Raw genomic sequence first — 18,797 nt, forward strand, 5'->3', positions numbered from 1 at the left:
TTTGCTGGTTCGGCTGTTGGTGTTGTTGCTGAGCGGTTTAAAGGAGTTTGTTGCGGTGCATTCTTTTTTTCCCCATTAAATCCTCTATCTTAATGGGGTATTTTCTCCCCCCTTGGTTGAGGGCCCCAATGCTTAATTTCGTACCATGTCCATTAATACTAAAATAGGTCTCGTTAGCCTGATGATTCTTTTGGCTTGTTCTTCTTATGGCGATGTTCAGGCTTCTTTTCAGGCTGCACATTTTGCGCACTATTCCACGCGCGATGGTCTTTCGCACGGAAATATTTCTGCCATGCTTAAAGACCGACGTGGATTTCTTTGGCTGGCTACCTGGGATGGTCTCAATCGTTTTGATGGTCGAGAATTTGTGGTTTATAAGCCCGGAGATCTTCGTCCGGGAACCTCCAATCGGATTGAACGCCTGCACGAGGATAAACTGGGGTATTTGTGGTTGTGGACCTCCGATCAACAGGTTTTTAGGTGGAGTCATAAGTTGGAGCAACTGGAGTATTTCGGACCCGGTGAGGGTCCCCTTGCCTCCTGGTTTTTTGCTTCCAATGGTTGTGTCTTTTTGCTGTCCCAGGGAGGGAATCTTTTGCAGCTTTGTACTCAGGAAACCGGACTGGCGGTGCAAGCTGTTGAATATGAGCTGGAGGATCTCGGGTGGGACCCCTCAACGCCTATGCCGGTGCTTGCAGAGGATGCGCGGGGACAAATTTGGCTGACGGCCCCTGGTGCTGCCCGGCTTTATCATCTTGCTGGTCCGGGGGAGAAGCTCTCTTTCTTGAAGGCTTTCTCTCTCGATGGCGAGAAAGTCTTGTGTAGTTTAAAAACCCAGGAGGGCCTGGCTTTGGGTACCGAGGAAGGCAGTTTGTGGTTGTGGCGTGGGGAAGGCGAGCTGTTACAGAAAGTCTCCTTGCCCGGGCAGTCCGCTTTGGGACACTTAAGCAGCAACCATCAGGGCCAACTTTATGCAGCAACGCGGGGGCAGGGGGTGTGGGTGGTTGATGTTGCCACCGGTCGTTTGATGCAGCATTTTCCTTTAAGGGGAAATGGCATGGTATTGAAGACTTTTCCCGATTCCGGGGGGCGGCTTTGGGTTGAAACCAATCGGGCCGGAGTTTTTAAAATCGATTTGGACAAGGGGGAGGTTAAGCACTTTTTGCAGCAGCTTGTTGTTCCTGAAGATTTACGTTCCGAAGCGCAGATGGGGATAGTGGAGGATGCGCGGGGCCGTGTATGGACCACGCTTAAAGGGGGCGGCTTTGGATGCTATTTGCCTGAAGAAGATCGCCTGGCATGGTTTTTTAACCAGCCTGGTGAGCCCGACAGTCGTTTTTCTAATTTTGTGCATTGTTTTTACATTGATGAGGCGGATGTGGTGTGGATGAGCACCTATTTTAAAGGATTGGAGAAGGTAGATTTGGCCTCGGCGCAAATTCGTCAATGGCAGCCCGGTGGGCAGGGGCGACTGAGTATAGATAATGAGGTTAGGGCGCTGATGTGCGACAGCCAGGGAAATTTGTGGGTGGCCACCAAGGCTCCCCGTTTGTTTGTGATGGATGAGGCAGGAGACGTTTTATGGGAAACGGAATCTTTGGGCGGGGTGGACAGCGGGCGTATTTATGCCTTAATGGAGCACAGCGACGGACGGATTTTCGTGGGGACCCGTGGACAGGGTTTATTTATTCTGAGTGGCAATTTGCAGGAGGGTTTTAAGGTAGATCATTTTCATTCGGGTGACGGCGGAAACGGACTCGGTAGTGACCATATTTACAGTCTCGCAGAAGATGCCGGTGGCGGTGTTTGGGTGGCTACTTTCGGGGGCGGACTCAACCGTTATGCGCAGGGACGTATTTGGTCGGCCGAAGAGCTGGGCTACCCTGTTGATTTGGCGGATAGGATAAGACACTTGTTTGTGGACACAGACGACAGACTCTGGATGGCCAGCACTAAGGGCCTGTTGGTTGGCACGCCCGACAGGACCACGTCTTCGGCCTCCACCTTTCGTTTTTCGCATCTTCATCATCAGTCGCCCCAGGTGACCGGATTCCAGGGCAGCGATGTGTTTTGGGTAAGTCGCAGCTCCCGGGGGATCCTTTTACTCGCGGTGCTTGGTGTTGGACTCTTGCAGTTGTGCTCCGAGGAAGGGCCGGAGGGCCCCTGGGTCTTTGAAAGACTGGCCGACCCTTCAGGTCCAGCAGGCGCCTCGGTACTGACCTTGTGCAACGATTTGCAGGGCGACTTGTGGCTGTCGTCGGGTAAGGGATTGTTGCGTTACCAGTCCGACAGGAACAGTTTTCAGCGCTTCGCGCTACCGGGTGCGCTTCGGGAGGCGACTTTTTCGGAAGGTGCAGTGGCTCGTTCGCCCTCAGGCGTTCTTTATTATGGCACTATGGATGGCGTTTACTATTTTCAGCCCGAGGCGCTCGAAAGTCCAGCTGCAGATGCTGCGTTGCGGTTTACACGTTTTTATCTACACGGACAGGAGCTTCGGCCGGGGACTTCCCCGGCACTTCCGCAGGCCTTGCCCTTTATGGATGGCTTGCGGTTGAAGCACAGGCAAAACACCCTGGGTTTTGAATGGACTGCCTTGCATCCCCAATGGTCGCAGCGGGCCAGCTACACGGCTTTTTTAAGGGGTTACGATGAGGCACCTCGTCGTTTGGGCGAGCAGCACCGTGTGGATTATGCCCGTTTGCCACCTGGTAGCTATCTTTTGGAGATTGGTGTTGAGCAGGCCGATTTGCAGGAGAAGACAGCTTCTTTGAAAATTCCTGTCTACATTCAGCATCCTCCCTGGCAGCAAAACTGGGCTTATGGGCTTTATGCTTTATTGGCTGTGGGACTGCTTTTTCTGATCAGGAAACGGCTTCTGCTTTGGCTGCAGCGGCGCGAGCAAAAGGCCGCCGATAAAGTTCTTGCGCAGTGGCAGCACAATGCTTTTTTAATGGAAGTGCTCAAGATACTGGAGGAATTGCATACGCAGCCCGGCTTTCGGATGGCCTGGGTTTATCAGCGACTGGGTATGGGCAGAAGCAAATTCTTTGAGGAGATGAAGCGCCTGACCGGTAAGGCGCCCAGTGAATTTCTAAAGGAATATCGCTTACGTAAGGCGCTCAGCTTATTGGAGCAGGAAGCCTACAACATTTCCGAAGTGGCCATTTTAGCTGGCTTTTCGGATGCCGGTTATTTCAGTAAATGTTTTAAGGAGAAGTACGGACAAGCGCCCAGTGAATTTAAAAAGTCACAGATGTCCCGATGAAGAAAGGGGGCTGTTTTTGCAAACAGCCCCCCGATTCTTTAAAACTTATAAATGATGCCCAGGGAAGTATCCAGAATGTAGTCCTGGATATTGTATCCGTCGTTGATGCCCAGGTAAAAATTGCTGTTGCCGTCGGTGTTAACAAACGAAAAGACCGGTGGCATCAACATGGTTAAGCCCCAGCGTTCGCTCAGCGAAACGCCTACACCGGGTCGCAGCACCAGGCCCACAGAGTTGTAGCTGTCCAAGTCGTTGCCATCTACTTCTCCACCATAGAAACGCAGGGGCAGTTCGCCCTGGCCAAAGAAGCGGAAGGTTCCGGGTTGACTGATCCAATAGCGGGCAAAGGGCACGATGGAGGTGACGTTTGATTTGCTTTCTATACCTCCAGCTTCTGTTTTGGAGGAACTGAAGCCCAGGCTGCCTCCTGCCGACCAGTTTTCATTGAGGTGCATGCCAAACTGAGGCATAAAGGTGGTGGCCGACTGGCTGGTGCCATTGTCCGAGCTGGCTACGCTGAGGGTTCCGCCTACCCACATTTTGGTCTGGGTAAAGGCTGCTGAAGCGGTGAAGCACACCATCAATAACAAAAAAAAACTTTTCTTCATGGTTTTGAGTTTAAATGAGTTTTAGTTGTTTGCTTGTAATCAAACAGTGTGCAAGTTTTCATTTTTTTACGAATTATGAAAATATCACCAACTCAAACCGTTTATCTTTGTTACTTTTGTAAGACTTTTATTCAACTACATGGAACAAGACGCAGCCAAGGATACTACCAGCAAGCAATATTTGCTGGATAAGCGCTATTTGGCCATGGCGGCCATTTGGGCCCAAAACTCTTATTGCAAACGCCGTCAGGTGGGCGCCTTGCTGGTAAAAAACAAAATGATCATCAGCGATGGGTACAACGGAACGCCCTCCGGCTTCGAAAATGAATGCGAAGATGCCGCTGATGTTACCAAGCCTTATGTGCTTCATGCTGAAGCCAATGCCATAACCAAGGTTGCCCGCAGCAACAACAGCAGCGATGGGGCTACCCTCTACGTTACTTCGTCTCCTTGCATCGAATGTGCCAAACTGATTATTCAGGCCGGTATCGTTCGGGTGGTTTTTAGTGAGTCCTATCGGGTAGAGGACGGCATTCAGTTGCTCCGTAGAGCCGGTATTGAAGTGCTTCAGATTCCCTAGTGTTTATATTTTTACAGGAAAAGCAGAACCATCCATGCGTTACAACAACACATTAAAACAAATTCTACTTCCCTTCTTTTTTGCCCTGGTGTTGGCTGGCGGTTTTTTGCTGGGCAAGTCGTGGCAACCCGCCGGTCCCGGCCAACAGGGTCGAGGTATGTTTATTTATCCTCAAACCAATAAACTCGATGCCATTTTAAATCTTATCGAAGAGGAATATGTGGATACCATTCGTAAAGACGATTTGGTGGAGGAAATGATCCCCGAATTGTTGAAGCAGCTTGATCCGCATACCGTTTATATTCCCGCTGAAGATTTGGAGGAAGCCAACCAGGAACTGGAGGGCAATTTTGGCGGGATTGGCGTTCAATTCAGCATGCAAAACGACACGGTGCTGGTGATCAGTGTGGTTTCCGGCGGGCCTTCCGAAAAGCTGGGCATCATTCCTGGTGACCGCATCATTACCGTTAACGACAGTCTTATTGCCGGGGTGGGTTTGGGTAACGACAAGGTGGTTGGTATGCTGCGTGGCGAAATGGGAACCAGGGTTAATGTCGGCATTCAGCGCAGCGATCGACCTGAGCTCATCGACTTTGAAATCATTCGGGGGACCATTCCCGTTTACAGTGTAGATGTGTCCTACATGGTCACCGATACGGTGGGCTACATCAAAGTAAGCCGTTTTGGACGCAATACCTATCAGGAATTTCTTACTGCTATGGCCAAGTTAAAAGCCCATAATTGCCAAAATGTTATTGTCGATTTAAGGGGTAATTCAGGGGGCTATCTGGATGTGGCCATTGCCATGACCAACGAGTTTTTGGCCAAGGGCGACCTCATTGTGTACACCGAGGGGAAAGCCAGTCCCCGCCAGGATGTGTTTGCCAACGGCATGGGCTCTTGTCAGGACATGGGTGTAACGGTGCTGGTTGATGAATTCAGCGCTTCGGCCAGTGAAATTTTTGCAGGGGCCTTGCAAGACAACGACCGGGGCCTCATTGTGGGGCGACGATCCTTTGGCAAAGGCCTGGTGCAGCAGCAAGTTCCGCTGCCCGACGGATCGGCCTTGCGCCTGACGGTGGCCAGATATTATACGCCCAGCGGAAGGGGCATTCAGAAGCCCTACAGCAACGGGGTAGAAGATTATCATCGCGACATCCTGGACCGTTTTGAACATGGTGAGTTTTTTGAGCGGGACAGCATTACTTTGGACGAGTCGCTGCGTTTTACCACCCGGGGTGGTCGTCTGGTTTTTGGCGGAGGGGGCGTTATGCCCGATGTTTTTGTAGCGCGCGATACCACCGCTTTTTCAGAGTATTATTTTCAGCTGCGCGACAAGGGGGTGATTTACCAGTATGCGCTCAAATACAGCGACGACAATCGCATTCAATTGCAGCGTTTTGAGACGGTAGACGCCTTGCATGAGCATCTTAAAGCCCAGTCGCTCATTAAGGAGCTCATTGCTTTTGCAAAAGAAAAAGGGGTGGCCTATAGTGCGGAGGATTTCCGTCTGTCCCAACGGCTGATTGAAGTGGAGTTGAATGCCTATATTGCCCGCAATATTTTCGACAACGATGGATTTTATCCTATTTTTAGTGAGGTGGATGAGGTGTTGAATGTCGCCCTGAACGAGATAAGGACAGGGAGGGAGATTTTGGCCTATCGTTAAGTAAGTAGGAGGTTAGTTATGGTTTTGTTAAGAATACTGCTGATTTTTGCGCTTTTTTACTATTTGTTTCGTTTGTTGTTTCGGGTGGTTTTACCTTGGTTTTTGGCCAGGCGTTTAAGAAAAATGCAGGAACAGCACGGCAGTCGTTTCGATAATTTCAGGCAGCAGCAACAAAAGCAGGAGGGAGAGGTGACCATTCATACTGCACCTAAGAAGGGTCACAGCGGATCCGGAAAAGTTGCAGATGAAGGGGAATACGTCGATTACGAGGAGATAAAATAGAAAAGACCGGCCACTGGGCCGGTCTTTTTATTGCGTTTAAATTTTTTGGTTTTCAGCGTTTGTGCAAGCCACACTCCTTGGTGTCGGGGTTCTCCCACCACCAACGACCGGCCCGTACATCTTCTCCGGGCTCTATGGCACGGGTACAGGGCTGACAGCCAATGGAAGGGAAGCCTTTGTCGTGCAGCACATTATAGGGCACCTTGTGCTCGTGAATGTAGGCCCAAACCGCTTCTTCGCTCCAGGTGGCCAACGGATTTACCTTTACCAGACCATTGTTTTCATCCCATTCTACCAGGGCAATGTCTTTACGTGTAACGGCCTGTCCCGCACGAAGACCACAAATCCAGGCATCCAATTCGGCAAAGGCACGTTGCAAGGGTTCTATTTTACGCAGGTGGCAGCAAAACTTCCGGTTCTCCACACTCTCGTAAAAGAGGTTGATGCCCTTTTCATTCACCATTTTTTCCACCTTTTGATGTTCGGGAAAAAACACCTCTATCTTGGTTTTGTATTTGCGCGAGGTGCGGTCAATCAAGTCGTAGGTCTCCGGAAAGAGCCGCCCCGTATCCAGGGTAAAGATGCGTGCCTGAGGATTTATCTTCATCAGCATGTCGGTCAACACCTGGTCTTCGGCACCCAGACTGGACGACAGGGCTATTTTATCGCCAAATTTTTGGAGGACTTTTTTCAATACTTCCTGAGGACTCGCCCCCTCTAGAGACGCATTCAGTTTACTTATTTCTTCTTGGGTCATATCTCTCTTCAACTATTTATGATTTTTGTTTGATTTCGCTGCAATCGCCGAAGCATACCCCCAGGTGCCGCCCTTTTAGTACCAGCGAATTGTTGGGCTGAATCAGGCGGGTTTTTCCGCCGACCTCTTCCAGGGGTATGGAGGTGATTTCGCCGTTGCGCAGGGCCACCATGGTGCCGAACTGTTTCTCATGGATGAGGGCCGCTGCGTGGGCCCCAAAGCGGGTGGCCAGGATGCGGTCGGTGGAAGTGGGACTGCCACCTCGCTGTATGTAGCCCAATATGGTTTCACGGGTTTCCAGGCCGGTGTTTTTACGAATTTGCTTGGCAATGTAGGCCCCCGCTGATTTTTTACTGGCTCTTTCTATTCCTTCGCCCACTACTACAATGGAATAGGGTTTTTTCTTGCGGCTGCGTTCTAAAAGACAGTCGAAAACACTCTCGAGGCAATAGGGTATTTCGGGTACCAGAATTACGTCACCACCTCCGGCTATGCCCGAATGCAAGGCAATCCAGCCTGCATGGTGGCCCATCACCTCAATAACCATGACGCGTTTGTGCGAGTTGGCGGTGGTATGCAGGCGGTCAATGGCTTCTGTGGCAATGTGCACGGCTGTATCAAAGCCAAAGGTCAAATCCGTGCCCCAAATGTCGTTGTCTATGGTCTTGGGTATCCCAACCACATTCAGTCCCTCCTGGGCCAGTAGATTTGCTGTTTTTTGGGTGCCGTTGCCGCCTATGCAGACCAGGGCTTCCAGGCCCAGTTCTTCATAGTGCTTTTTAATTAAGCCGGGCTTGTGTTGCGGGTCTTCCCCGTCCACCACCTTGAAGGGTTTCAGGCGTGAAGTTCCCAAAATGGTTCCTCCCAGGGTAAGTATGCCCGAGAGCAGTTGCTCGTTCAGCTCTATGGTCTCTTTTTCAACCAATCCGCTGAAGCCGTTGACAATGCCGACCACATCCATATCGTATTCCACAATGGCGGTTTTGCCCACACCACGAATGGCCGCATTGATACCGGGGCAGTCGCCCCCGGCCGACAAAATTCCTATTCTCATTTTTTTGCTTCCCATAATGCTTGGCGGTATAATGGTTTATTTTTGAAACACCAGCAAAGGCTGGTCGGATCGGAACAAGAGCTGACGGGTTATGGAAGGACTGAACAGTTTGCGCAAACTCTTGCGCTTTTGGCGGGTCATGGCCAGCAAGTCGGCCGGATTTTCTGCCAGGTAACTTTCCAGACTTTCAATATAGTTCCTGCCGGTGATAATGTCAAAATTAATTTTCACATGGTGGTAAGTGCTGTCGCAGTAACTGCGGAGCTGATCCATCCTGCGAATGTCGTTTTTATCGGCACGGGTCTTGCAATACAAAACGGCATTTATTTCGGTGGGAAAGGCCGAGACAAGTCGGATGAGGTGGTGCAGGGAAAGGTAGTCTCTGTCGTTGCGTTCCAGTAAAAACAAAATGCGGGAAAGCGACTCGGGGTGTGCTGCCGCCTGGGCAGGAACCGCCAGTACCGGAACGGTAGATTTCCGAATCACATCTCCGGTAATGCTTCCAAGGGTTTCTTTAATGGTTTCGCCTTTGGTCTTGGTCCCCATCACCACCACATCGAAGCGTTCCTTCGTGCTGATTTTCGGAATTAAATCTTCCGGGTAGCCATATTCGAAGCGGCATTGCAATGAGAGTTGTTGACCAGCCCTTAAGTGGGCTGAATTTTCCTCACGGAATTGCTCCAAACGCTGGCGGGCAGCCTGCTCTTGGTTTTCGAGGTTCTCGAGATGCTTGTTGTCCGATCGCTCGCCTTCCTCCTTCGCTTCACGTGGCAAATAGTCGCCAAAGCAGTGCAAGAGTGTCACCTCTGCAGGAAATTTCCCTGCCAGGGTCAGTGCGTAATGCACGGCGTGGAGCGAGTAATCCGTAAAAATAACCGGCACCAGAAATTTAATCATAGCTCAGCCTTAAATGGGGTCAACGAAGCTTAAAGGTAAGTAAAAAAGCACAAAGGCAGCCTCTGCTCCCTTTGTGCTTTTTATTAAATTATTCATCGGAAGGTTCTCTTTTATATGATGAGCATGGCGTCTCCGTAGGTTCCGAAGCGGTATTTTTCTTTCACAGCTGTTTTATAGGCTTTCATAATCAGATCGTAGCCACCAAAAGCCGCCGACATCATCAGGAGGGTGGAGTAGGGCAGGTGAAAATTCGAGACCATGCAGTTGGCTACATTAAAGTCGTAGGCCGGAAAAATAAATTTGTTGGTCCACCCTTCAAAAGGCTTAACATGACCATAAGTACTCACCGAACTCTCCAGGGTCCGCATTACAGTTGTACCCACGGCACAAACCCTTTTCTTTTTGTCCTTGCCCTGATTGATGATGTTGGCTGCATTTTCCGAAATCAGGATTTGCTCGGAGTCCATTTTGTGCTTGGTCAGGTCTTCCACATCTACCGAGCGAAAGTTACCCAGGCCCACATGCAGGGTGATGTACGCAAAATGAGCGCCCTTTATTTCAAGGCGTTTGAGTAATTCACGACTGAAGTGCAGACCGGCTGTGGGCGCTGCCACAGCCCCTTCGTTCTGAGCAAAAATGGTTTGATAGCGCTCACTGTCTTCTGGCTCCACTTCCCGCTTAATGAATTTGGGCAGCGGGGTTTCTCCCAAACCATAGAGGGTTTTCTTAAAATCCTCGTAGGGTCCGTCGTACAGAAAGCGCAGGGTGCGTCCTCTGGAAGTGGTGTTGTCAATCACTTCAGCCACTAGGGCATCGTCCTCCCCAAAGTAAAGTTTGTTGCCGATTCTAATTTTCCGGGCCGGATCTACCAGAACATCCCACAAACGCTGATCCTGATTCAATTCGCGCAGCAGAAACACCTCAATTTCAGCACCGGTCTTTTCCTTATTACCATAAAGTCGCGCCGGAAACACTTTGGTGTCGTTGAAAATCAAGACGTCGTCGTTGTCAAAATAATTGATGAGATCCTTAAATATCTTGTGTTCGATTTTTCCGGTGGCACGATTAACCACCATCAGGCGGGATTCATCGCGGTTATGTGTGGGATGAAGGGCAATGAGCTCCTCCGGCAGCTTGTACTTGAATTTTGATAACTTCATAGTAACAAAAGAGTTATAGTAATGAATGAAACGGTTACAAAAATAAGCCTAATTTATACGTTTGAGTCCTCAAATTGTTTGAAGCTCAGCCAATAATTTTATAAAATCGTCTACGCTCAAGGCATCTTCGTTGCGAATGGGACCAATGGCACTGCGCTCGAGGGCCGACAAATGGGCCCCGCTATTCAAGGCCCTGCCCAGGTCGTGGGCAAAGGAGCGAATGTAGGTCCCTTTGCTGCAAAGCAGCCGAACTCTTGCTTTGGGTGGTTCAAAGTGCAGTAGTTCCAGCTCCAGAAAATGCACCTCCCTTTTCTCCAGCTCCGGCGTCTTGCCCTTGCGCGCCAACTCGTAGGATTTTCTTCCATCTTTCTTTATGGCCGAAAAAACAGGCGGTGCCTGTAATTGTTTGCCCAGAAAACCTGCGAGATTTTCTTCCAGAAGCGCTCGATCAATGTGGGTTGTGTCAAAAGTTGCATCAACTTCCGTTTCCAGATCGTAGGACGGTGTGGTTGCCCCAAAAGTCACTTCCGCCACGTATTCCTTGTCCATGCCCATCAAGCGATCAATTTGCTTCGTAGCTTTTCCGGTACAAATCAACAGCAGTCCGGTAGCCAGGGGGTCCAGTGTGCCGGCATGACCCACTTTAATTTTTTTAATGCCCAGGTGTTGGCGAAACGAAATGCGGATCTTGTTCACCACATCAAAGGACGACCAACCCAGTGGTTTGTTGATCAACAAAACCCGACCTTCTTTAAAATCTTCTGCCGTACAATCGGCATTCACCTTCAGGTTCTCCACCAATTCTTCCATACTATCCCCAAAGTGTGCCGCCGATGGCTATCAGCGCAACTACTGCACAGTATACGGCAAACCAAATGAGCTTGCCTCGTTTAACAATGTTTATCATCCAGCTGCAGGCGGCCAGTCCCGCCAAAAAAGCAGCCACAAAGCCCACTGCCAGCACGCCGGCACCTGGTGCATTGGCTGCCGCCTGAGCGGCAGCATCGTATTTGAGCATACTCAGCACATTCTCCCCCATAATGGGCACCAGCACCATCAGAAAGGAAAAGCGTGCCACTTCACTCTTGCGGTTACCCAGCAGCAGCCCCGTAGCAATGGTTGCGCCGGAGCGACTTATGCCCGGTAATACGGCAACGGTTTGGGCCACGCCAATGATAAGGGCATGACCAAAGCTCAGGTCCTTATCGCCCGACTTTTTATAATAAGCGAAGGCCAACAGAATGGCTGTTACTAACAGCATTACGCCCACCAGCAGCAGGATGTTGCTCTGCTCAAAGATGGCCTCCACGTGGTCCTTAAAAAACAGTCCCACCACCGCAATGGGCAGCATGGATAGGGCAATTTTTGCCAGGTATTGGGTTTCTTCATTCCATTGAAATCTAAAGAGACCCAACAAAAGGGCGGCAATGTCTTTTCGGAAAACCACTAGGGTACTCAGTACCGTGGCCCCATGAACCAATACGGTAAAAGTCAGGTTGTCGGTGGTTTCTACGCCCAGTAGGGCTTTGCCAATTTCGAGATGCCCGCTGCTGCTTACAGGCAAAAACTCGGTTAATCCCTGGATGATTCCAAGAATCAGTGCTTCCATCCAATTCATAGTTTGTAGGGCGCTTAGTTTTTAAAGTTTTCGTCCTTTTTATCTACGGCGGGTCGTTTTAGGATGGCATAAATGGCAAAAAGGAAGCCGAAGAGAACCACCATGGGTGCCAGAGTGATGCGTTGAAAACCATAGATTTCTTCATTGAACACAGCGGGATCGTCGCTGCCGCCACCCACCATCAAAATAAATCCCAATACCACAAAGGCAAATGAAATGGCCAAGAGCCAATAATTTTCCTTGTGCAGTGCCATTTCAAATTTCTTTGGACTGTTTTTGTCGCTCTGTTTTTGTGCCATAGCTGTGCAAAAATTATGCGTTTAATAATAAAGCTGGTCGGTTTTCAGTCGCAGGTATTTGTTTACCGCAAAAAAGGTGGATATTAAGGTGATGCCAATACCTGTTACAATCACCAGGACAAACAGTAAGGCGATCATCAGCGGATCCGAAAAGCCGATAACACCACTTATTTCGTTGCTTAGACCATAAATAAACAGCGACAGCAGCACAATGGCTACAGTCGCCCCCGCCAGTCCGTGCAAAATGCTCTTTAATAAAAAGGGCTTGCGAATAAAACCCCTTGTAGCCCCCACCAGTTTCATGGTAGAGATGAGAAAGCGCCGCGAATAAACCGAAAGCCGAATGGTGTTGTTGATAAGGGCGATGGCAATCAGCAGCAGCAGCAGGGCAAAACCTGCCAGTACTACAGTAATGCGTCTTACATTTTCGTGGATGGCGTCGAGCAGGTTTTTTTGATAGAAAATTTCTTTCACCTGAGGGAAGGTGTTGATTTCTGCCTCAATGCGGGCCATGCTGTCGGGACTGGCCCAGGCTGCGGCCAGTTTAACTTCAATGGAAGCCAGCAGTGGATTGTAGCCCAGGAAATCCACAAAATCTTCGCCCAATTCTTCCTTCAAATCTTCGGCTGCCTGGTCCTTGGTAATGTATTCGGCAATGCGCACATAAGGCGCTGCGTTCAGCACTTTTTGCAGGCGAATGACTTCCGCTTCACGAGCATTGTCGTTGATCAGTACCGTGAAGCCCAGGTTTTCCTTTACATAAACCGAAAGGCGGTTGGCGTTCAGGTACAGAAAGCCGATGATGCCCAGCAAAAACAACACCAGCGAGATGCTGATGATGGTGGTGGCGTAGGAGCTTCGGAGCTTTCGTTTGGCGGCAGAATGACTCATGAAACGTACTTTTGTGGTTTGCAATAGGGCACAACAATCTCAAATTAGCTGCAAATATACTCAAAACTTGTACATAAAGCCAGTTTGCCGGGCCTTAAATGGCCCTGCAAATCAAAGGAGATGCTTATCTTTGTGGCTATGCTTCTTTCAAAGAATAGAATCGACTATGTTTTGGCCCATTTGGGTCAGCACTGGCTGTCCAACAAAGGGGTGGAAGAAGCTTTCGTATTTGTAGCGTCTAATCGTCCAAGTCCAGAAGGCCTAAAAGCAAAGATTGTTTTCCCTCTGTCCCTGGAGGATCAGCCCGGTCCACAAACGATCTGCTTCGAAGGAGAGGAACTTTTGGTCTTGTACCCTCTGTCGTCCGATTCTGACCCTTTTGAACTCGATGCCCAGGGTACACTGTGGTTTCGACACGACTTTTTGTCCTCGGCCTTTTACCTGCTCTCTGGGATGCAGGAAGTGCAGGCAAAGCCGCAAGATGCCTTTGGGCGTTTTTCGTATCAGCAGAGTATTCAAAAGGCTTATAACTTTGTAAATAAGCCACTCGTAAATTATTACTTCGAGTTAATATTAAAGGGTTTTATGGTCTATTGTGAGCGGCATGGTCTCTCCTTCCAGCGGCAGCGCCTCTTTGAGCACTTTGGTTTTTTGTTGAGTCACGATGTAGACCGGGTGGCTTTTCACCATCCCCGATTGATGGCCTACAGGGTGCTTCAGCTGTTGGGTTTAAAGCCCTCGAATGTGGGGAAGACGGTCCTGCTGCAGCATTTGCGGGCTGGACTGCGGCATCAGCTCAGTTTTGGTGCCGTATCGGATCCGTGGTGGAATTTTTCCTGGATGACGGCCCTGGAGAAGAAGCTGGGCCTACGCTCGACCTTCTTCTTTTTGTCGCGCGAGGAAGGCCAAAGAAATGCCTGGTATCGATTTAATTCAAGGAAAATAAAGAATTTAATTACAGATCTTAATACGGATGGGTTTGAAGTTTCACTTCATGGAACCTTTCGTTCGGTAGACGATCCGGATCGACTCCTGAAGCAGAAACAAGCACTGGCCAAAGTCAGCGGTTTGGAGCCCCTGGGCATTCGGCAGCACTTCCTGCTCTTTAAGCACCCCACAACATTTCGGGTGCAGGAAACTGCTGGTCTGGCTTATGATTCCACCCTTTCTTTTCACGACCACGATGGTTTTCGAAACGCCTATTGTTATCCCTTTCATCCCTATGATTTTGAAAATGACCGGGCCTTTACGATTTGGGAGTTTCCTTTGGTGATGATGGAGGTTTCTGTACTGCAATATCGTGGACTGGGTTTGGATGATTTGGCCGACGCAGCCAACAGGCATATCGATGAGGCCCTGCGCTTTGGAGGCCTGTTTGGTCTTTTGTGGCACAACTGTCGCCTAAACGATTTGGAATATCCCGGAGTGCAGCTTTTTTATGAGCAATTGCTGGAGCGTATTGTTGCCAAGTCGCCCCAATCGATTACCGGGAGTGCCTTGCTGCACTGCCTCGATACTTTTTAGTTGGGAAGCCGTATCGCTTTTTTGTTTTTGCTTTTTTGTTGTTTGGTTCCTGTTATCTTTGCAAGGGTTAAAATACATCAGCTTGGGAACCATTGCCAGACAAACCATTCAGAATTCCATATTCTCCTACCTGGGTGTTGTGCTCGGGGGTGTTAATGTGGCCTTGCTGTATCCTCGAATTTTTTCAGAAGAAGAAATTGGTCTGATCAACATTCTTCTTGCTGTTTCTGCCATGTTGGCTCAGTTTTCTTCTTTCGGGGTTAATGGTGTAACCAATTATTTCTTTCATCATTTCAAGGAAAAGGCCAGTCGACACAAGGGCTTTTTCAGCATATTGTTGTTGGTGATTTTGGTAGGCTATGCTTTGTTTCTTGTTGTCTTTGGTTTTTTTCACGAGCAGATTCTTTTTTCTCGGGCTGAAGATTCAGCACTGCTCGGCCAGTATGGGTTTTATGTGATTCCCATTACTTTCTTCACACTTTCCTTTTTGGTCATAGATATTTATGCCGCAGTGCTTTCCCGTTCGGTCATTGGTGTGTTTATGCAAGAGTTTGTTTTTCGGTGCGTAAATCTTATTCTGGCCTTGCTGTATTTGTTCCATCTCATTGATTTTGGGCTCTTTTTGTTTCTTTATGTCCTGGCTTTGGGATTGCCTCCACTGATTATTTTTGTAGCACTGCAGCGAAGCGGAGATCTTTCCTGGAAACGACCCAATAAGCATTTGCTTTCGCTTCATGGCCTGAAAATGATAAGTGTTGGCGCATTCTATATTCTATCTGGGTTTGGCAGTATGCTCATTACTTATGTGGACCGGTATATGATCAATTTGTTTTTGGGACTGGGTGCTGCGGGGGTATACTCGATCAGTAATTACGTGGGTACCCTGGTGCAAATTCCAAGGAAAGCCATGGGGAAAATTGCCGCTACTTTTTTGGCCGGCTTGTGGACTCAAAATGAGGTGTCCAGGATACAAGAAGTCTATAATAAGAGCGTTGTGTCCCAGCTTATGCTCGGTGTCTTGATTTTTGTTGGCATTTGGGCCAACATCGAAGCTGTTTTTCATATTCTTCCGGAGTCCTACCGTTCGGGTGAGTGGGTTATTTTTTTCATTGGCCTGGCCCACATCTTCCATATTTCGATGGGTTTGGGTGGAGTTATTCTTGTGACTTCGAGGTACTATAAAGTAAGTACCTACCTGACCTTTCTTTTGGGCCTGTTGGCCATTGGCAGTAATTTGCTTTTTATTCCGCTTTGGGGGATTGCAGGGGCCGCTTTTGCTTCGGCCTTTTCTAAGCTCATTTATGTTGTAATCAATATGCTTGTGCTTAAATATCGCCTGGGTATCCCACCGCTTCGTCGTGCTCATTTATTTATTCCTCTTGCCGGCCTGATGAGTTACCTTTTGGTGTTTTCCTTTCAGCCCTCCTGGCACTGGGTTTTTGTATTGGTGGTAAAGAGTGTAGTCGTAACTGTTGTATACCTTGGATTGTTGAGGCTTTTCAACGTGATTTCGGATTTCAGGTCTTTTTTGGACGATTTTTAATCTGTTGTAGGGGGCATGTCTTTTATAGGTTGACCAACACTTTTGTTTCTTTTATTAACTTTGTTAAAACTACTGAAAAAATCTTTGCAAATGCCCACCAAGATTGTCGGTTTTATTCTTTCTAAAACCCCCATCTCTTATGTGCCTAGGATCAATCCTTTGATTAAAACTAAAGTGCTTAAGGGAGCTTGGGGAGAGTTGGTGTTGTATGGCAGCGGTGAATTTGAACCGGTGGCTAACGGGCAATGGTCTTTGGGTTTCCCTCCTACTACTGATTTGTTGCAACACAACCTTTTACTTACCGTAGGGCCTGAGGAGGTTATAATTGAAAGCGATTGGATTGGTGGCATTCCGGTTTTTTATAATTCCAAAGAGCAGATTGTTTCAACTTATGCCAAAGTATGCTTGGGAGAGGACAGGGCATTTGATGAGGAAGGCCTCTATCTTTTTTTGCGCTATGGGTTTTCGGTGTTCGGAACCACTCCTTTTCGTTCTGTAAAAAGTTTACGTTACAGTTCAGTACTTCATTTTTCTGCGGAAGGGTTGAAGGTAAAGGAGAAAGACGATCCCGCTCTGTTTCTCAACCTCTCAGTTGCTGCCAATGAGGAGGAGATTAGGGCTTTGATTAGGGCAGATTTAGAGAAGGTTTTTAATTATAGTTCGCAAACGCTAGTCTGTCCCCTTTCTGGCGGTCTTGATTCCCGGGTGTTGTGCTCATTAATACCTGATGAACAGAGATCCAGAGTGATGACTTATACCTTTGGTATATCACCTCGACAGGAGAAGAGTTTTGAGGCACAGATTGCCCGGTCGGTAGCAGAAAAGCTTGACATAAGCTGGCAGCATATTCCTTTAAGTAAAGCTTATGAAGATGTTGATGAATGGCATGATCTATTTGGTTTTGCGACACATTTGCACGGCATGAACCATATTGAGTTTCTCAAGAAAATTCGACAAGACTTGCCGGATGTAGAGCATCCTGTTCTTTTAAGCGGATTAACTGGTGGCGCTTTCTCGGGAGGCTATCTTGGCGGCCTTCGGGTGGAGCATCCCAATCAATTGTACCATTTGGCTTTGACGCATGATTTGAACTGTAATCCTTTGTTGCCCCCAAAAGTAACTGAGGCTGAGTCCCGGTTTTTTGAGCAAAACAGGCAACTTCTGGCTGATCCGCGCTGGTATTCGGTGGTTAGCATGCGTTTAAAAATGGGTTTGTTGCATTATCTATACAAGCTGCCTGACCATTTGGGTTTTTCTTCTTGTTCGCCCTATCACAATTTTAGAACAGTTGGTAAAATGCTTTCTTTGCCGCCTCATAGGCTTAACAATCGCTTCTGGGTGAAGGAATATTTTAAGAAGGAGGGGCTGCATTTCAGGACCAGGTTTTTTTATGGAGACACGCGGAATACGCTTAACCGTCAGTTGTTTGAAGGTACAGACTATGAAAATCTGAATCCAAATCGGTGGATTAGTACCCCCGTTGCTCCGGAAAAAGTGGAAGCCCTCAATCAGTTTTTTCAAAGTTACCATCAGTCCAGTTCTAAAGTAAAGCGTTTTTTAACTACACAAAGAGTTGTTAAAGAGGTGGTAAAAGTTTTTGGGTTAAAGAATGAATTTAATCAAAAATTGTCGGCCTATCAAACCTTGAGGAGCCTCGAACTGTCTTTGCAGGAAGGGTTTGATTCGCAGCCTTAATTTCAGTCGTATGCACCCGGTTTTTCCTGTTGTTATCTTTTGTTATAATCGACCCGTTCATTTGAAGCAGACCTTGACGGCCTTGCTTCAAAATGATGGAAGTTGTGAAACCATTGTGTTTGTTTTTTCTGATGGGCCAAAAACTTTAGAAGACCATGATAAAGTTCGTGCTGTAAGGGAAGTGTTGTCGAATGTTAAGGGCTTTAAAAAGTTCACAGTTTTTGAACAGGAGATCAACAAAGGGCTTGCTGCTTCGGTGATTGATGGGGTGAGTCGGGTGCTTCGAGAGTATCCGGCTTGTATCGTATTGGAAGATGACTTGCTTACTTCTACTTATTTTCTTCGTTATATGAATGAAGCCCTCCTTTACTACAAGGAGGATGCTCGTATCTTTACTGTTTCGGGCTATTCTCCTCCTCTATCGCTTCCACCAGACTATACGCTCCCATCTTTTTTATTTCCCCGTATCAACGCCTGGGGTTGGGGTACCTGGCGCGACCGTTGGGAACTGGTGGATTGGCGTGTGGTTGATTTTTTTGATTTTATTGGCAGTAAAACCCAACGTAGGTTGCTAAGCCAACAAGGTGAAGATCTTCCGGTTATGTTACTCAAGCAGCAAGAGGGGTGCTTGTCGTCCTGGGCTGTTCGTTTTAATCAGTCTTGCTTTAAAAGTGGTCGGACCAATGTTTATCCCCGAGCGTCGCTTGTTGCCAATATTGGGGCGGATGGGTCGGGCCGACATATGAAGGCCAGCAGGAAATTTCAGAGTCCTATGAGTTCGTATTACTTATCTCCTTACCCTGCTGAGTCCAACAATGAAATTGCGCTGCAATTTCGTCAATTTTATCGTCCCAGTTGGCACCGGAGACTTCGTAACCGATTGAAGATTGAATGGTATCTTTGCAGGAGGGAAGGTTTTAAGATTTTGGGGATTAAGTGATTTTATTATGGAGCA

The 18,797-nt window shown here is 48.3% G+C and carries 17 protein-coding genes; 8 read left to right on the forward strand and 9 right to left on the reverse strand.

The features are described from left to right. Nucleotides 1-145: 145 nt before the first annotated feature. Nucleotides 146-3,265 (forward strand): AraC family transcriptional regulator, encoded by a 3,120-nt coding sequence (locus tag B4W65_RS03095; RefSeq protein WP_088653658.1) that lies wholly within the window; start codon nucleotides 146-148, stop codon nucleotides 3,263-3,265. A gap of 38 nt (nucleotides 3,266-3,303) precedes the next feature. On the opposite strand, the gene B4W65_RS03100 is transcribed toward B4W65_RS03095, so the two are convergent. Next, nucleotides 3,304-3,873, reverse strand: coding sequence for an outer membrane beta-barrel protein (locus B4W65_RS03100; protein ID WP_088653659.1), 570 nt, complete (start codon nucleotides 3,871-3,873; stop codon nucleotides 3,304-3,306). 139 nt (nucleotides 3,874-4,012) lie between these two features. On the opposite strand from B4W65_RS03100, the gene B4W65_RS03105 reads away from it, so the two are divergent. Genes B4W65_RS03105 through B4W65_RS03115 form a run of 3 tightly spaced genes read left to right on the forward strand, consistent with a single transcriptional unit; the run spans nucleotide 4,013 to nucleotide 6,404 of the window. Beyond that, complete coding sequence (locus B4W65_RS03105) at nucleotides 4,013-4,453, forward strand: dCMP deaminase family protein (RefSeq protein WP_088653660.1); 441 nt, start codon at nucleotides 4,013-4,015, stop codon at nucleotides 4,451-4,453. A gap of 34 nt (nucleotides 4,454-4,487) precedes the next feature. Then, nucleotides 4,488-6,122, forward strand: a complete 1,635-nt coding sequence (locus tag B4W65_RS03110) for a S41 family peptidase (RefSeq protein ID WP_088653661.1) — start codon at nucleotides 4,488-4,490, stop codon at nucleotides 6,120-6,122. Between the two features lie 18 nt (nucleotides 6,123-6,140). Further along, entirely contained in the window at nucleotides 6,141-6,404 is a 264-nt protein-coding gene (locus B4W65_RS03115; protein WP_088653662.1) for a DUF4834 family protein, read from the forward strand. Nucleotides 6,405-6,456: 52 nt separating this feature from the next. Here the strand turns inward: B4W65_RS03115 and B4W65_RS03120 are convergent, their stop codons facing one another. The 8 genes from B4W65_RS03120 to B4W65_RS03155 form a co-directional block, all read right to left on the reverse strand. Further along, nucleotides 6,457-7,161 carry a phosphoadenylyl-sulfate reductase gene (locus B4W65_RS03120; protein WP_088653663.1) on the reverse strand — a complete coding sequence of 235 codons (705 nt, stop codon included), beginning with the start codon at nucleotides 7,159-7,161 and terminating at the stop codon, nucleotides 6,457-6,459. Between the two features lie 16 nt (nucleotides 7,162-7,177). Next, on the reverse strand, nucleotides 7,178-8,215 hold the full coding sequence (locus B4W65_RS03125) for a 6-phosphofructokinase (RefSeq protein WP_088653816.1): 1,038 nt from the start codon (nucleotides 8,213-8,215) through the stop codon (nucleotides 7,178-7,180). A gap of 36 nt (nucleotides 8,216-8,251) precedes the next feature. After that, nucleotides 8,252-9,112 (reverse strand): universal stress protein, encoded by an 861-nt coding sequence (locus tag B4W65_RS03130; RefSeq protein ID WP_088653664.1) that lies wholly within the window; start codon nucleotides 9,110-9,112, stop codon nucleotides 8,252-8,254. Nucleotides 9,113-9,222: 110 nt separating this feature from the next. After that, nucleotides 9,223-10,272 (reverse strand): tRNA preQ1(34) S-adenosylmethionine ribosyltransferase-isomerase QueA, encoded by a 1,050-nt coding sequence (gene queA / locus B4W65_RS03135; RefSeq protein WP_088653665.1) that lies wholly within the window; start codon nucleotides 10,270-10,272, stop codon nucleotides 9,223-9,225. Nucleotides 10,273-10,341: 69 nt separating this feature from the next. After that, nucleotides 10,342-11,082 carry a tRNA pseudouridine(55) synthase TruB gene (truB, locus tag B4W65_RS03140; RefSeq protein ID WP_088653666.1) on the reverse strand — a complete coding sequence of 247 codons (741 nt, stop codon included), beginning with the start codon at nucleotides 11,080-11,082 and terminating at the stop codon, nucleotides 10,342-10,344. A gap of 1 nt (nucleotide 11,083) precedes the next feature. Continuing rightward, complete coding sequence (locus B4W65_RS03145; RefSeq protein WP_262487794.1) at nucleotides 11,084-11,881, reverse strand: undecaprenyl-diphosphate phosphatase; 798 nt, start codon at nucleotides 11,879-11,881, stop codon at nucleotides 11,084-11,086. A gap of 23 nt (nucleotides 11,882-11,904) precedes the next feature. Further along, nucleotides 11,905-12,144, reverse strand: a complete 240-nt coding sequence (locus tag B4W65_RS03150; RefSeq protein ID WP_240509465.1) for a DUF3098 domain-containing protein — start codon at nucleotides 12,142-12,144, stop codon at nucleotides 11,905-11,907. A gap of 66 nt (nucleotides 12,145-12,210) precedes the next feature. Further along, nucleotides 12,211-13,080: a cell division protein FtsX gene (locus B4W65_RS03155; RefSeq protein ID WP_088653669.1), complete on the reverse strand. Its 870-nt coding sequence runs from the start codon at nucleotides 13,078-13,080 to the stop codon at nucleotides 12,211-12,213. 120 nt (nucleotides 13,081-13,200) lie between these two features. Here B4W65_RS03155 and B4W65_RS03160 point away from each other — a divergent pair, with 120 nt between their 5' ends. From B4W65_RS03160 to B4W65_RS03175, 4 genes are all read left to right on the forward strand, one after another. Continuing rightward, nucleotides 13,201-14,604 (forward strand): polysaccharide deacetylase family protein, encoded by a 1,404-nt coding sequence (locus tag B4W65_RS03160; RefSeq protein ID WP_240509466.1) that lies wholly within the window; start codon nucleotides 13,201-13,203, stop codon nucleotides 14,602-14,604. 82 nt (nucleotides 14,605-14,686) lie between these two features. Beyond that, nucleotides 14,687-16,147, forward strand: a complete 1,461-nt coding sequence (locus tag B4W65_RS03165) for a lipopolysaccharide biosynthesis protein (protein WP_158522760.1) — start codon at nucleotides 14,687-14,689, stop codon at nucleotides 16,145-16,147. A gap of 90 nt (nucleotides 16,148-16,237) precedes the next feature. Further along, nucleotides 16,238-17,842, forward strand: a complete 1,605-nt coding sequence (locus B4W65_RS03170) for an asparagine synthase-related protein (RefSeq protein ID WP_088653671.1) — start codon at nucleotides 16,238-16,240, stop codon at nucleotides 17,840-17,842. 10 nt (nucleotides 17,843-17,852) lie between these two features. Then, on the forward strand, nucleotides 17,853-18,782 hold the full coding sequence (locus tag B4W65_RS03175; protein WP_088653672.1) for a glycosyltransferase: 930 nt from the start codon (nucleotides 17,853-17,855) through the stop codon (nucleotides 18,780-18,782). The last annotated feature ends 15 nt before the right edge of the window (nucleotides 18,783-18,797 follow it).

It is taken from the genome of Geofilum rhodophaeum, assembly GCF_002210225.1.
GTDB classification, from domain to species: Bacteria; Bacteroidota; Bacteroidia; order Bacteroidales; family Marinilabiliaceae; genus Geofilum; species Geofilum rhodophaeum.

Coding starts and splice junctions, on each gene's coding strand:
- B4W65_RS03115 (WP_088653662.1), top strand. CDS start 6,141: ATGGTTTTGTTAAGAATACTGCTGATTTTTGCGCTTTTTTACTATTTG.
- B4W65_RS03145 (WP_262487794.1), bottom strand. CDS start 11,881: ATGGAAGCACTGATTCTTGGAATCATCCAGGGATTAACCGAGTTTTTG.
- B4W65_RS03150 (WP_240509465.1), bottom strand. CDS start 12,144: ATGGCACTGCACAAGGAAAATTATTGGCTCTTGGCCATTTCATTTGCC.
- B4W65_RS03095 (WP_088653658.1), top strand. CDS start 146: ATGTCCATTAATACTAAAATAGGTCTCGTTAGCCTGATGATTCTTTTG.
- B4W65_RS03120 (WP_088653663.1), bottom strand. CDS start 7,161: ATGACCCAAGAAGAAATAAGTAAACTGAATGCGTCTCTAGAGGGGGCG.
- B4W65_RS03100 (WP_088653659.1), bottom strand. CDS start 3,873: ATGAAGAAAAGTTTTTTTTTGTTATTGATGGTGTGCTTCACCGCTTCA.
- B4W65_RS03105 (WP_088653660.1), top strand. CDS start 4,013: ATGGAACAAGACGCAGCCAAGGATACTACCAGCAAGCAATATTTGCTG.
- B4W65_RS03125 (WP_088653816.1), bottom strand. CDS start 8,215: ATGAGAATAGGAATTTTGTCGGCCGGGGGCGACTGCCCCGGTATCAAT.
- B4W65_RS03170 (WP_088653671.1), top strand. CDS start 16,238: ATGCCCACCAAGATTGTCGGTTTTATTCTTTCTAAAACCCCCATCTCT.
- B4W65_RS03155 (WP_088653669.1), bottom strand. CDS start 13,080: ATGAGTCATTCTGCCGCCAAACGAAAGCTCCGAAGCTCCTACGCCACC.
- B4W65_RS03130 (WP_088653664.1), bottom strand. CDS start 9,112: ATGATTAAATTTCTGGTGCCGGTTATTTTTACGGATTACTCGCTCCAC.
- queA (WP_088653665.1), bottom strand. CDS start 10,272: ATGAAGTTATCAAAATTCAAGTACAAGCTGCCGGAGGAGCTCATTGCC.
- truB (WP_088653666.1), bottom strand. CDS start 11,082: ATGGAAGAATTGGTGGAGAACCTGAAGGTGAATGCCGATTGTACGGCA.
- B4W65_RS03175 (WP_088653672.1), top strand. CDS start 17,853: ATGCACCCGGTTTTTCCTGTTGTTATCTTTTGTTATAATCGACCCGTT.
- B4W65_RS03110 (WP_088653661.1), top strand. CDS start 4,488: ATGCGTTACAACAACACATTAAAACAAATTCTACTTCCCTTCTTTTTT.
- B4W65_RS03160 (WP_240509466.1), top strand. CDS start 13,201: ATGCTTATCTTTGTGGCTATGCTTCTTTCAAAGAATAGAATCGACTAT.